The 12942-nt window shown below is 57.4% G+C and carries 10 protein-coding genes and 1 pseudogene; 5 read left to right on the forward strand and 6 right to left on the reverse strand.

The annotated features are described in order from the left end of the window. Positions 1–158 precede the first annotated feature (158 nt). Both EJ997_RS09830 and EJ997_RS09835 read left to right on the forward strand, forming a co-directional pair. Positions 159–650 (forward strand): PepSY domain-containing protein, encoded by a 492-nt coding sequence (locus tag EJ997_RS09830; protein WP_126704393.1) that lies wholly within the window; start codon positions 159–161, stop codon positions 648–650. Between the two features lie 250 nt (positions 651–900). Further along, positions 901–1233, forward strand: coding sequence for a winged helix-turn-helix transcriptional regulator (locus tag EJ997_RS09835; protein WP_206501642.1), 333 nt, complete (start codon positions 901–903; stop codon positions 1231–1233). 91 nt (positions 1234–1324) lie between these two features. Here the strand turns inward: EJ997_RS09835 and EJ997_RS09840 are convergent. The 3 genes and pseudogenes from EJ997_RS09840 to arsD all read right to left on the reverse strand — a co-directional run bounded on the left by EJ997_RS09840 (position 1325) and on the right by arsD (position 5330). Beyond that, a pseudogene (locus EJ997_RS09840) lies at positions 1325–2571 on the reverse strand (IS256 family transposase). Between the two features lie 573 nt (positions 2572–3144). Continuing rightward, positions 3145–4911, reverse strand: coding sequence for an arsenical pump-driving ATPase (gene arsA, locus EJ997_RS09845; protein WP_126704394.1), 1767 nt, complete (start codon positions 4909–4911; stop codon positions 3145–3147). Further along, the gene (arsD, locus tag EJ997_RS14110) at positions 4911–5330 is read right to left on the reverse strand and encodes an arsenite efflux transporter metallochaperone ArsD (protein ID WP_407644332.1); all 420 of its coding nucleotides are present in this window, start codon (positions 5328–5330) and stop codon (positions 4911–4913) included. Before arsD ends, arsA begins: the two co-directional genes overlap by 1 nt. A gap of 40 nt (positions 5331–5370) precedes the next feature. Between arsD and EJ997_RS09855 the strand changes: the two genes are divergently transcribed. Beyond that, entirely contained in the window at positions 5371–6117 is a 747-nt protein-coding gene (locus tag EJ997_RS09855) for a metalloregulator ArsR/SmtB family transcription factor (RefSeq protein WP_126704396.1), read from the forward strand. 446 nt (positions 6118–6563) lie between these two features. On the opposite strand, the gene EJ997_RS09860 is transcribed toward EJ997_RS09855, so the two are convergent. After that, positions 6564–7457, reverse strand: coding sequence for a DDE-type integrase/transposase/recombinase (locus EJ997_RS09860; RefSeq protein WP_206501643.1), 894 nt, complete (start codon positions 7455–7457; stop codon positions 6564–6566). 1232 nt (positions 7458–8689) lie between these two features. On the opposite strand from EJ997_RS09860, the gene EJ997_RS09870 reads away from it, so the two are divergent. Together EJ997_RS09870 and tgt are read left to right on the forward strand one after the other, a co-directional pair. Next, entirely contained in the window at positions 8690–9358 is a 669-nt protein-coding gene (locus tag EJ997_RS09870) for a queuosine precursor transporter (protein WP_126704398.1), read from the forward strand. Beyond that, positions 9355–10599, forward strand: coding sequence for a tRNA guanosine(34) transglycosylase Tgt (gene tgt, locus EJ997_RS09875; protein WP_126704399.1), 1245 nt, complete (start codon positions 9355–9357; stop codon positions 10597–10599). Before EJ997_RS09870 ends, tgt begins: the two co-directional genes overlap by 4 nt. Here tgt and EJ997_RS09880 read toward each other — a convergent pair. Beyond that, positions 10520–12205 carry an ABC transporter permease family protein gene (locus EJ997_RS09880; RefSeq protein WP_126704400.1) on the reverse strand — a complete coding sequence of 562 codons (1686 nt, stop codon included), beginning with the start codon at positions 12203–12205 and terminating at the stop codon, positions 10520–10522. The genes tgt and EJ997_RS09880 overlap by 80 nt on opposite strands. Then, positions 12202–12900, reverse strand: coding sequence for an ABC transporter ATP-binding protein (locus EJ997_RS09885; protein ID WP_126704401.1), 699 nt, complete (start codon positions 12898–12900; stop codon positions 12202–12204). The genes EJ997_RS09880 and EJ997_RS09885 overlap by 4 nt, the downstream gene beginning before the upstream one ends. Positions 12901–12942 lie beyond the last annotated feature (42 nt).

Genomic DNA, 12942 nt, shown 5'->3' on the forward strand with positions numbered 1-12942 from the left:
ACCGATGCTGGCAACAAGCCAGAAAGAACAATGGGAGAGCTCCCAAAAAGATATGGGAAGCTCTCCCAAAGTTCTGCCAAAGTTTGGTCAGATCTGATTAGATGAATGGTATGGGAAGACTTTGGGTCGGGATGGCTGTGCTACTACTAGCAGCGTGTGTGCCAACCGATGAACCGTACGTTCCAAAGGCCCCCACGACCACTCCCTCAACAGAGTCAACAGAGGGCCCCGTTATCATCGAAACCGGCCCAACAAACCGGGAGATTTTTGATGCAATCGAGCGTGCCGAGAACGCTCTGGACGGCACCGCGATTGCCATCCACACTGTCATCAACTCGTACGTCGTCTCCGTCATTGTTGATGACGAGCTCTACGAAGTGACCCTTGCAGGCACCGGTATCTTCACCAATCTCATCGGTGAACAGGACCCTGAGATTGAGGACTATCTTGAAGGCCAGGTTGTGACCCTGGCGGACGCGATCGATGCTGCGGGGATATCCGTACCGGGTCGCGTCGACTCTGCCACCATCACGCTCCTTGACGAGGTGCCCGTCTACATCATCACGATCGAAGATGAAGAGGCCCTCTACGAGGTCACCGTCGACGACCTCAATGCCGAAGTGCTTGAGATCGTCGAGATCGAAGAATAGGCGGTCGTTGAGGGACCCGATTGAGGCGGTTGGTACTTAGTGCATCCGGTGAGGATGAACGAAAAGCCCAGGTGCAGGCACTACTCGCTGGTAATAGTTCGGGAGACAACGGTTGTTGACGAGGTCGTATCGAACTCGCCAAATCTAGGACCAAAACGCTTTGCTCGGTTTGGCGGCATCTCCACTATTCAGGGAACAGCCTGTGCCCATAGTCCTATATGTCCGAGTTTTCAGTACTTATCCTGACCTCATGGGAGGACAGACTGATCCGCGGTCTCCGGATGCTCCACTGGAGAAGTGCGAGGCAATGGAGAAGATCTACAATGTCCTCGGCAAAAAATGGATGGGACCGATCGTTGACGTCCTCCGCCAGAGACCCGCACACTTCACAGAGATTGCGACAACCATCAGCATCTCGAAACGAATGCTTTCGGCGCGCCTGAAAGAACTGTCAGAGATCGGAGTCGTTGAACGGGACGAGTCAGAGGGAGAAATCCTTTACTCGCTCACCGAAGCCGGTAAGGAGCTAGGTGCGTCTCTTGATGTGCTACGGGACTGGGCAATCGAACACATGATGGACTGACGGAGTCTTTCCGGTTGTGCCGGGAATCTCCGGACCGGGTCAAGTCCCTTTGGGTGGTGTAGCCGGTGTTCCTTCGTTGTCGGTTTGGGGGTTAGGCGGTCAGTTCGAGTGGGTCGTCGCTTACGTTTCCTGCATTGTCGGCAACGGTGTGGAAGCGGCTCTTGGCGAGGATGTCGAGTCCGAGGTAGCGTCGGCCTTCGGCCCATTCATCGGTCTGTTCGGCCAGGACGGCGCCGACGAGGCGGATGATCTCTTCTCGGTTGGGGAAGATCCCCACCGAATCGGTGCGGCGACGGATCTCGCGGTTGAGGCGCTCGCCCGGGTTGTTGGACCAGATCTGGGCCCACACCGGGCTCGGAAAGGCAGTGAAGGCAAGGATATCGGCACGTGCGCCGTCCAGATGATCGTGAGCTTCAGGGAGCTTATCGCCGACGTAGTCCAAAAGCCGATCGAATCGGGCGTGGACACTGGGAGCGTCGGGCTGGTCGTAGACCGAGTGCAGCATCGCTTTGACTGCCGGCCAGTAGCTCTTGGGGCACACGCTCATCAGGTTCGTCGCATAATGGGTCCGGCACCGCTGCCAGGCAGCTCCGGGCAGGTTTGCGGCGACCGCCTCGACCAGGCCCGGGTGAGCATCGGAGGTCACCAGTCGGACCCCGCTCAGGGCGCATCATGCGACGAGGTCGGCGAAGAAGGAGTTCCACGCGGCCCCGGTCTCACTGGTCGTAACCCGCAGGCCGAGGACTTCTCGGTGCCCGTCGGCATTGACACCGGTGGCGATGAGGACGACCGTGTTGATCACCCGTCCGCCCTCACGGACCTTCATGGTCAGTGCGTCAGCAGCGACGAAGGTGAAGGGGACCGCCTCATCGAGGGGCGGTGGCGGAACTGGTCCACGTGCTCGTCGAGCTCGGTGGCCATGCGCGAGACCTGCGACTTCGATAAAGAATGGATGCCCAAGGTCTTGACGAGTTTAACCATCCGCCGCGTGGACACTCCGGCGAGGTAGCAGTCAGCCACGACCGTGATCAGTGCGGTCTCGGCCCGTTTCCTGCGCTCGATCAGCCAAGCAGGGAAATACGTGCCCGAGCGCAGTTTTGGGACAGCAACATCCACTGTGCCGACCTGGGTATCCAGGGGCCGGTAGCGGTAGCCGTTGCGCCGGGTGAGCCGGTCGGGGCTGGGCTTGCTCCATTCCGCCCCGACCACGGCATCAGCGTCGGCGGAGAGCAGGGCGTTGATCATGGTCTGGAGCAGGTCTCGCATCAGATCCGGGGATGCTTCAGCGAGGGCTTCGCGGAGCAGGCCTGCAGGGTCGATAATATGAGGGGCGGTCATCGTGGTGATGTCCTTTCGAGTGGGAAGTAGAGAGCTTTCTCGAAGGATCCCACGGTGACCGCGTCCACGTCAGCAACGACGCTCACGACCACCCCGGGGGCTACACCACTCTAAGGGGCACTACTAACCCGCCGCAGGCAATAATAGAAATCATGGCAAATGCCTAGGAACAAAACTCGGGACACTTCACCTCACACCCGATGAGTACGAGACCCTGTACTACGCTAACCTAGAAACACCTGCCCACCCGGAGCTGGCACCCGCATAACACCAGCAACAAACTGAAGACGGTTCACCCCGACGGTATTATCAACATCCGGTTCAAATCCTGAGCTCGGGAGCTACAACGAACCGGTACCCTCGACGCACTCCAGGTAGAAAGGATGACCCAGTAAGGCGTTGCGGATGGAATCCGATGCTCGCGTTTCCGGATGAACGAATGCTACCGTGTGCCCGCAAAAGCGGATTCAAGCCATTCAAGTCTCAGAATAAAAATGGCCACCTCGTCTGTCCCCCAATTTATAACTGGCAGAAGAGACGAGGTGACCTATACGACTTAGCTTCGGTAAATCGCTATTTGCATAGTTCATGGTCGAGCATGACGGGCAGTTGAACCACTGGTACCCCTGCCTGATCAGCGACCGAGTTAATTATCTCCTGTTGCGCATTGGCTCGTCGTAGCAGGAACGGTGATGATGTCTCGGTTGCTGGGAGTGACTGGTTGATTACCCATGCCCACGGCTCAATACCTGCTCGCGACAGGTCGGCTGCGAGGGATTGTGCCTCGAGCATTGGTGTGGTTTCTGGCAGTGTCACGAGGATTGGTCGAGTCACTTCCGTATTTTGCAGGTGTTGGAGCGTGGTCGCGGAATCGTCACGCCCGGATTGGCGCATGAGTTCGCGGTGGTAGGACCCAGTGGCGTCCAGTAATAGCAGGGTGTGCCCGGTGGGGGCGGTGTCGAGGACGACCCACTGGTTTTGGGCCGTTGCTACGACCTCAGAAAATGCTTTGAAAACGGCCACTTCTTCCGTACATGGGGAGCGCAGGTCTTCCTCCAACTGTGCGTACCCGTCGGCATCGAGAGAAGCGCCTTTGCTGGCGAGCACTTCTTCACGGTAGCTAGCCGTCACCGCGTCAGGATCGATAGATGACACCGTCAAACCTTTGATGCGATCTTCGAGGGAAACATCGAGGTGATTCGCAGGATCCGTGGTGGACAGATGCACTGGCTTGCCGCGCTTAGCGAGCTCCAATGCCAACATTTGCGCCACGGTGGTTTTCCCAACCCCGCCCTTGCCCATACACAAGACGAGTTTCGGTTTCCCCTCTGCTAGCTCATCTACCAGATGGGATAAACCAACGTGCGAATTTGAAATGGAGTGCGTAAAGCCCGGCTCTAGTGCGGGGCCCGCGCTCGAAGTTTCATTACCGTCAGCCTCGCCCAGATGTAACAGGCCGTCTACCCCCATCACCGGTTTGGCATTCAACTCGATCCGTGCCGTTGGAACACTCTTGATCGCGCTCAGCTCAGTATTTGCGGCAAGGCCATCAAGTAGTGCTTGTTCCCGGGCGTAAATAGACTCCGACAGCTGATCGGTAGCGGCGCTCACTGGCAGGATCCCGTTGATCACCAACAGTGTGGGTTTGATTCCCATCTCAAATAGATCACCGGTGGAACGGTTAGCTTCTTGCAGGGTCGAGATTTGAGCCCTGGCCACCAGAACCAGTGAAGTTTGTGCCGGGTCAGACAGAGCAGCGACCGCCTCGTGATAGGTTTGCCGGTTCTTCTCTAGCCCCGACATCGGCCCCAGACACGAGGCATCACCCGCGCCTTTATCAATGAAACTAGACCAGTCGCCGGGTAAGGACAGTAACCGCAGAGTGTGTCCGGTCGGGGCGGTATCGAAAATGATGTGGTCATAGTGGCTAGTAATGTCTTCGTTGGTTAGATAGTCGACGAATCGATTAAAACTAGCGACTTCAACCGTGCAGGAACCGGACAAGGTTTCTTCGGTTGTTGCTAGCACCTCGGGTGGCAGCAGGCCACGAACTGGACCCAGGATAGACTCGCGATACCGCTCCGCTTCTGCCTCCGGATCAATCTCTACCGCATCAAAACTGGTAGCGCCGGGCACAAGGTCGGTTAGCTCTGCTCCGCCCGATCCGATCTCACGGCCGAATACCTGCCCAATATTCGAGGCTGGATCAGTTGATACTAGCAGTACTCGCTTACCTTCACCTGCCGTACGGGTAGCTAAAGAGCAAGCAACCGTAGTCTTTCCGACTCCACCTTTACCGGTGAAAAACGCAAACTTGGTGCTCAGTTCAGGAAGGGACATTAGCAGCACCCGCTTCCGCCAATACAACCAGACTCAACGACGGGCAAAGTCGTCTGTCCCTCCAGGGCTACCCCCGCGAATTGACGGAGCTGATCAAGTTGCGGGTAAGAACCAGTAGCAACGATAGTGCCATCAACCACAGTAACTGGCAGGCCGTCTGTGCCAGCTACCTGAACATATGCGCGAACTGGCTCGCAAGCCGCAAAATCAGTAGGGGCAGACGCCAAATTATGCCTGGTGACGGTAATGCCCTCTTTATCCAGGGCGGTCAGCGCCGCGTTGAAATCAACGAGAGCCTGATCTACGTCGGTTCCACATACCCCGGAAGAACAGCACAAAGCCGGTTCATAGATATCGATTTGTCGCACGATTAACTCCTTACATTTCGATGATTGTCGAATCGATGAAAACTCTATCACACGTTTCGATGTCCGTCGAAACGTCTGATAGAGTTCTTGTATGACCAGCCAACACGCTCCGAATTGCTGCCCCGCACCTGCAATCGCCGACGAAGGTCAATGTCAGGACGCGGCAGATATTTTTGCGGCACTCAGTGATGTCACGCGGCTGCAACTGGCTCTGTTCATATACCGCTGTTCACCGAACCCGGTGTGTGCATGTTCATTTCCCGAGGTTTTTAATATCAGTCGGTCAACCGTTTCGCACCATCTCACCAGGCTGGTAAATGCTGGCATATTAGGCCGTGAACAGCAGGGTAAGTGGGCCTACTACTCGATCGCCCCGGATTGTGATACTCAGCTCCTTGACGTTGTCGCTAAACACGTGCCTCAACAAACCACAAGCCGAAAGGGAGCCGCCGTGACCAGAATCCTTTTTGCCTGCAGACAAAACGCTGGTCGCTCACAAATAGCAGCTGCCATTGCGCAAGAACTAGCTAAATCTGACGTGACCATCATGAGCGCAGGCACCGAACCGGCCGAGGAAGTACACCCCGAGGTGCGCGACGCCCTCGCCGAAATAGGGTTAGAGCCGTTTGCGCAGCCAGAAAAACTTGATCCGGCGAAAGTGAAGACGGCCGATTGGGTAATCACGATGGGATGTGGCGAATCATGCCCAATTTTCCCCGGAACCCACCATGAAGACTGGGAGGTCGCTGATCCGTCGGGTGAACCGGTAGAGGTCGTACGCGAAATCCGCGACGAGATTACCAAGCGCGTAAAAGAGTTATTGACCCGAATCTCTTAACGAAATACTGCTTCACGTCCCAATCAATGCCGAAACGTCACCCGTCGGGAAAGACTGTGACTAGCCAAACCATTGGAATGAACCCACCACTCAGAATCTGCGCACACCTCGGGAGCTAATGCGCACACCTAAAGCCCTGTATCAAAATGAACGTGCAACGCTCGGTGTCAAGCTGTGGTGAGTCAGTTGGGGGTTATTTTGTTGTTGTGTTTTTGGGGAGGTTAATCCCGACGGTGTCGGAGGAGGCTGGGGTTTGAGGCTTTTTCCGGAATCGTTGGGAATGGTGTTCGTAATACTGTTGTAGTGCCTTGTCTCGGATGTTCCAGGTGTGGCGCCAGGTGCCGTCACCGACCTGACGGGGCGTGAATAGTGCGATCCCTGAATGCCGATGGCTCGTGTTGTACCAGGACACATAGTCATCGAGATAAGCACGGGCAGTGTCAAGATCAGCAAACACCCGGGGATAACCGGGGCCGGTACTTCATGGTCCTAAATCCTGCCTCTGAAAACGGGTTGTCATTGGACACGTATGGCCGATGATGTGACAGCCGTACCCCGTAATCGGCGAGCGTCTGACCCAACGTGTTGGACCGCATGGCTGGCCCGCAGTCCGCATGCACGACTTCGGGTGCCCCGTGCTGGGCGATCGCGGTCTTAAACATGTCAACGGCAAGATGGTCGGCTTCACGTTCCTCGACCCGGTAGCCAACGATCTCACGCGAGTAAATATCGGTGATCTTGTAGGCCTTGAGTACAACCGAGCGCCACGGGGTAAGCAGATCGGTGATATCCCAGGACCATGCCTGGCCGGGCCTAGTCGCTGAGACGACGGGCACCTGTCGTGGTCCACCCCGGCCACGCTTGGTGGGGATCTTGGGGCGTAGGCTCTGCTCTAACTCTGCCCCGATCCGCCACCAGGTCCGCACAGAAGCGAGCATCACGCCCTGATCCCATGCCGCTACAAAGGAGTGTTCCACTGATTCATCACGGGCCCAGCCGGCGAGTATGAACTCCTCGATCCGTTCCCGGTCATGAGCACTGACCCGTGTTGGGTAGTCCCGTTCATGGTGGGGGATCGGGTCATTAACCTTGGGCCGCGGATGGTGGCGATACTGCCACGTCGAGCGTGCCACCCCGGCCAATACCAGAGCCTTTCGCTGTGAACCCGTCACCTGGGTTAACTCCACCACCAGCGCGTTCTCACCTATGAGGAACTGCTCGGCTCGTTCGTCTGTGATGGTCCGGGCTCTTGCTCGCTCAACTGATGCACGAGCCCGATAGCTTTTCCCAAGCCTCGTTCGTTGCTTCCAGCTCTTGTACACGTGCACGGAGCCGCTCATTTTCAGCTTCCTGCATGGCATTCTTTTTCGCGCTATGGCGTCATTGGGAGGGACTTGCCATAACACTACCCTGTCGTGGAATCAGTCCCCGGTCCACACTCCCGTCATACACCGTGTCGCGCCACCTACGGAACCGGCCCCAGCTCACGCCTTGTACTGCCAGCCAAGCACGCTTGCTGCCATGGGGCTGGCGTTCATACTCGTACACAAAATCGCGGACTTCTTCAACAGTTAAACCAGGCGCAATCGTCATCTTGAACCGACCTTCCAAATCATGAGCACTGACTCACAACCAGCCTGGCATCAAAGGCCGGCAGCTCTTACGCTGACTGGCAGGAGCAGCAGTTCGCGGCCGAGACCGGGAGTTCACTCTCTTGAGCAAATGCGCGATGGAGTCGTGGAGTACTTTTGATCCGGTGGGTGATTGATGTCACCGTTGTCCAGATTTGGAGAAGGCTAAAAGCCAGGACTCACACTTGCGGAAAATAGCCCCGCCAGTGGCTGAGTTCCCGAGACAAGCGATGCTACGGTCCTAGGTCGAGTCCGACTTCTGTCGGGTTGCCAGCACATCAGAGAAAATGAAGATCAGACAAGAGCCTGGGAAGCAGACTCTGCGCCTTTCAAGGTCCGCGCTGGGACTACCCTTGTCATTGATGCGTCACCTGCCTCGAGGAACGACAAGGACGGCATCGAGAATTCTCTGAACCAAACTTCAATCGACAGAGATGCTGAAGAGTCACTGTGGAGCTATAAGTCGATGCGTTTCGAGTAAGTGATGGCGAAGCTACTTGAGGCTGAACAGCTCGAGTCAAAGTTTACCCGAGCCTTCGTTTTCGATGCTTTCCGTGATGCTCAGATCCGCGAAACTGGAACCGCACGGACTCGAATTTTGCCGGTAGTTTCACGCTTTGGTCGTGACGGTCAGAGCGGGGATGCCCGAGAGTAGAAGAGAGGAGTTCTCCACCACCTCCACCCTGTAATGCACGTGTCCCACGACCGCGTCCTAAGCGAGGACTCCCGCTCAGCGAGGTGCCGGTATTCAAGGTGCTTAGTCCGGGAGCTACGTGCGCAACCAGGGAAGATCATTCAGGCGAGAGCGGACCCGCCCTTGATTCTTGTTCTTTTTCGCTACACTTATGCCTGAGCGGAGCGATCCGCTCAACGCATCATGCGTGATTCCGGTGGTGGCAGCGCCGAATCAGTACCCTTCATTATCTGTACCCGAGGTCTGAATGTCTGCCCGTTTTGCACCGGTCCGCCGCGGCCACTACGACACGATCGTTGTTCTTTTCGTATCCTTCCTGCTCCTGTCCAATATCGGAGCCACCAAGCTCATCGAGCTCAACCTGTTTGGTGGAGAACTGATCTTCGATGGGGGAGCGATCCTCTTCCCGCTGACTTACGTACTGGGGGACGTGATCTCCGAGGTGTACGGCTTTAAGCCGGCACGGAAGGCCATCATCCTTGGTCTCGTTGTTTCGATCATTGCTTCCGCCGTGTTCTACCTGGTGCAAATCGCGCCACCGGCAGCCGACTACGAGAACCAGGCAGCTTTTGAGGCGGTTCTTGGCTTTGTTCCCAGAATCGTTCTTGCTTCCGTTGCCGGTTATGTTGTTGGTCAGCTTCTGAACTCTTGGGTGCTGGTGAAACTTAAGCAGAAGTACGGTGAGAAGAATCTGTGGGTGCGCCTGCTGGGCTCAACGGTTGTCGGTGAAGCGGCAGACACTGCGATCTTCTGCCTCGTTGCCTGGGCTGGTGTCATGCCGGCCTCGACAATCTTCAACCTCATGATTGTTGGCTACATTTACAAGGTTGCTGTTGAGTTCCTGCTCCTGCCTATCACCTACTGGGTTGTAGCCTGGGTGAAGAAAAACGAACCCGCCTACGAGGAGATCCAGTGACGTTCACAGTTAGTTCGCGGCTCGACGGAGTCCAGGGGAGAACGGGCACGATCCACACCCCTCACGGCGATGTTCGTACCCCCGCTTTCATTCCCGTGGGAACAAAAGCAACGGTTAAAGCTGTTTTGCCGGAGTCGATCAAAGACATTGGTGCGCAGGCGGTTCTCGCCAATGCTTATCACCTATTCCTCCAGCCCGGGTCCGACATTGTCGACGAGGCCGGTGGGCTTGGGAAGTTCATGAACTGGGATGGCCCCACCTATACGGATTCGGGCGGATTCCAGGTTATGAGCCTTGGAACCGGCTACAAGAAAGTTCTCTCAGAACAATTCGCCGGCACGGGTAAGAAGGGCCGCGATGGCTCGGATCTTGAGGTAGCCGAGAACAAGATCCGCCGCGCACACATTGATGACGACGGTGTGACGTTCCGTTCCCATCTCGACGGCACGAAACTACGTTTCACGTCCGAGGTATCGATGAGGATCCAGCACGAGCTCGGTGCCGACATCATCTTTGCCTTTGACGAGCTTACGACGTTGCTGAACTCCCGTGAATATCAGGAAGAAGCGCTTGAACGGACCAGACTGTGGGCGGAGCGTTGTCTCGTTGCGCACAAGCAACTGACGATCGACCGTGCCGACAAGCCCTACCAGCAGCTCTTTGGAGTTATCCAGGGCGCTCAGTACGAGGACCTTCGCCGGAAGGCGGCTCGGGACGTGGGGTCCATGGAAGTTGATGGTCAATCCTTCGATGGGTTCGGTATTGGTGGTGCCCTCGAGAAGGAAAATCTCGGAACGATTGTGGAATGGGTGAGCGAAGAGCTTCCCGAGAACAAGGCCCGCCACCTCCTCGGAATCTCCGAGCCCGACGACCTGTTTGCCGCGATCGAGGCGGGTGCCGATACCTTCGACTGCGTGAACCCCTCCCGCGTGGCCCGCAACGCTGCGATCTACTCACCCGACGGCAGGTTCAACATCACGAGAGCTGAATTTAAGAGGAACTTCAGCCCGCTCGTTGAGGGTTGCGACTGCTACACATGCACGCATTACACGAAGGCCTACCTGCACCACACGTTCAAGGCGAAAGAAATGATCGCCAACACCCTCGCTACAATCCACAACGAGCATTACACGGTGAAGCTTGTCGACTCGATCCGAGACTCTATCGACAACGGGACCTTTGCGGAGCTGAAGGAAGAGACCCTCGGCAGGTTCTACGCGAAGAAGGCGAACGGCTCCTGACCGCAGAGGTAGCGGTCTGGGTTGGGTAATAGGTGAATACCGTGTCAGGCCTGGCGGTCGGGAACCCTGGCTCGCTCAACACGCAGGGGTAAGGCGAAACATAGACCTCTGGCAGGAGCCGGGTATGACTCCCAAGTTCCTGCCAGAGGACTTTAGTGTCCAGCTGCCAACGCGGCCAGGGGTGCGGTGCGGACCCTGCTCGTGACATGGCGTGCTCGGTTGATTTAGTCGTTTCTTCGGTAGTCGGAGGTGAGGATCTTTGACTCGATGGGGCGGGAGGCTCCCGCCGCTGCCGTGCAGAGGACGATACCGAGGACGATGACGATTGCGAGCGTGACCCCGTTGCTTGACTCGGTGGCAAGCTCGGGCGTGCCAAGCAGAATCGTGCGCATGATGAGGATACCGAGGGGGATGGAGACCCGAGGGTCGTAATCAACGGTAGGAGCACCTGGCGGTAGCGGGCTCCCGCGAAGACCTTACGCGGGGTTCCCATGCGGGTGAGGGCCACGGTTTGCTCGGCCCGGTCCACGGTAAAGGCAGCCTGGTTGATCAGTGTCGATGTGGCGGCAACAAGCAGGCCGATGAGCATCGTGAGCGTGGTGCCCGTACCAACGTCGCGGAGCTGAAGGTTGAAGATCGGGTCGTCCGGAACCTGCGGCATGGTGATCGTGAAAGCCGAGATAAAGCCGATGAAGGCAAGCCCACCAACGTTCCGCCATGCGTCCCTTGGCTGTGCGATAAGCCGACGGGAAGCCAGGAGCGATGCTGGATTGGAGGTCTTCGTGAACGGCCTAGCCACCATCTGAATTATCCAGGGGCCAATGAGGTTCACCGCAAAGAGAACAATCATGAGAAGGATGCCGACAAAGAAGAAGCCGATGAGCTGAGAGTCAATGACGTTGAAGCTCTGTGTGCCAACAAAGAAGATGACGATGGCAGCGAAGAAGACGATGACTCGCCAGAACTGCAGGGCCTTCGGGGTTTCTCGCTTCGCAATACCGAGGGGGCTGATGACAACCCGCTGCAGTCCGATCACGGTGGAGATTGCGGACAGCAGAAGGATGACTCCAAGAACGGCAAGATTGACCCACCAGGGTCCGACCATTTCCGCGGGGCTCAGGTACTCGCCATGGAAGGACACGAAGTTCCAGATCGGCAGGCTCAGTGCGAACAGGAAGCTACCAAAGACTGCTCCCGCGATTGTGAGAACGAGGGACTCGATGACCGACATGAGGACAACCTCGCCGCCGGTCATGCCGATCAGGCGGAGCGATGCGAGGCGCTTGGCCCTGCCGGAGGCGCCGAGCCGTGCCGCGCCGGCACCGAGGCTGAGGATCGGGACGACAAGAATCGCGCAGGCAATGACTGCGAGGGAAACGTAAAGGGACGCGATGTCGGGGGCGTACGGCTGATAGGGGGAGGCCGCGGCAATCGCCGTGAGAGACTCCGGTGGGTTTGCCTGCCTCTCCACGAACATGCTGGTGCCGCCAGCAACCGTCAAAGCTAGAAGCGTTGTAACGGCAAAGGCGATGATCGCGAGAGCATCGAGGCCGGACCGGTTTGTGGTGATCCTCGACCATGCGAGGCGTGAAGAAATACCGATCATGCCTGGCCCACCCCAAGCTTGCGATCATCGTGGATCAGGGCGTCCCGGATCTCCACGAGACGGTTACACCACTTCGCCACCTCCATGTCGTGCGTGACAACAATGAGCGTCGCCTTGGACATCTGGCACACGGTGGTGAGAATCTGCATGACCTCGTGGCCGGTAGCCTGATCAAGAGCACCCGTCGGTTCGTCGGCAAAGACAACAGCGGGGCTGTGAACGAGGGAACGTGCAATAGCAACGCGCTGGGCCTGACCGCCCGACATCTCGCCCGGCTTACGCCCACCCATGTCGTTCAGGCCGAGGCGGCTCAGCCACTGATCAGCCTCTCGCATCGCCCGGCTCCGCTTCCAGCCGCTCAGCAGAAGCGGGAATGCAACGTTCTCGCGTGCAGTGAGCTCATCAACGAGCTGACCATCCTGGAAAACAAAGCCGAAGCGCTCGCGACGCAGGGTCGACCGTTCCTTATCCGACAGGCTCGTCACATCGACGGGGCCGAGGCGAACGGTGCCGGAATCGGGGCGGAGAATCCCCGACAGGGTGTGGAGAAGGGTGGACTTACCGGAACCGGAGGGGCCCATGATGGCGACAGACTCGCCACCCTCGACAGTGATCGAGACATCGGCAAGGGCCCGGACCGACCCGTACGTCTTCACGAGGTGGGTTGCGTTCAATGTGTTCTTCATGGTTCCCATTCCACCCTCTTCGGACAGCTTTAAACATCCAGCTCAGTTCCA

The sequence above is a fragment of the Flaviflexus ciconiae genome, from assembly GCF_003971195.1.
Taxonomy (GTDB): Bacteria; Actinomycetota; Actinomycetes; order Actinomycetales; family Actinomycetaceae; genus Flaviflexus; species Flaviflexus ciconiae.

Excerpts from the sequence above, each read along its gene's own strand:
- EJ997_RS09880 (WP_126704400.1), bottom strand. The coding sequence starts at position 12,205 with ATGATCGGTATTTCTTCACGCCTCGCATGGTCGAGGATCACCACAAAC.
- EJ997_RS09870 (WP_126704398.1), top strand. The coding sequence starts at position 8,690 with ATGTCTGCCCGTTTTGCACCGGTCCGCCGCGGCCACTACGACACGATC.
- EJ997_RS09860 (WP_206501643.1), bottom strand. The coding sequence starts at position 7,457 with ATGAGCGGCTCCGTGCACGTGTACAAGAGCTGGAAGCAACGAACGAGG.
- EJ997_RS09835 (WP_206501642.1), top strand. The coding sequence starts at position 901 with ATGGGAGGACAGACTGATCCGCGGTCTCCGGATGCTCCACTGGAGAAG.
- EJ997_RS09885 (WP_126704401.1), bottom strand. The coding sequence starts at position 12,900 with ATGGGAACCATGAAGAACACATTGAACGCAACCCACCTCGTGAAGACG.
- EJ997_RS09855 (WP_126704396.1), top strand. The coding sequence starts at position 5,371 with ATGACCAGCCAACACGCTCCGAATTGCTGCCCCGCACCTGCAATCGCC.
- arsA (WP_126704394.1), bottom strand. The coding sequence starts at position 4,911 with ATGTCCCTTCCTGAACTGAGCACCAAGTTTGCGTTTTTCACCGGTAAA.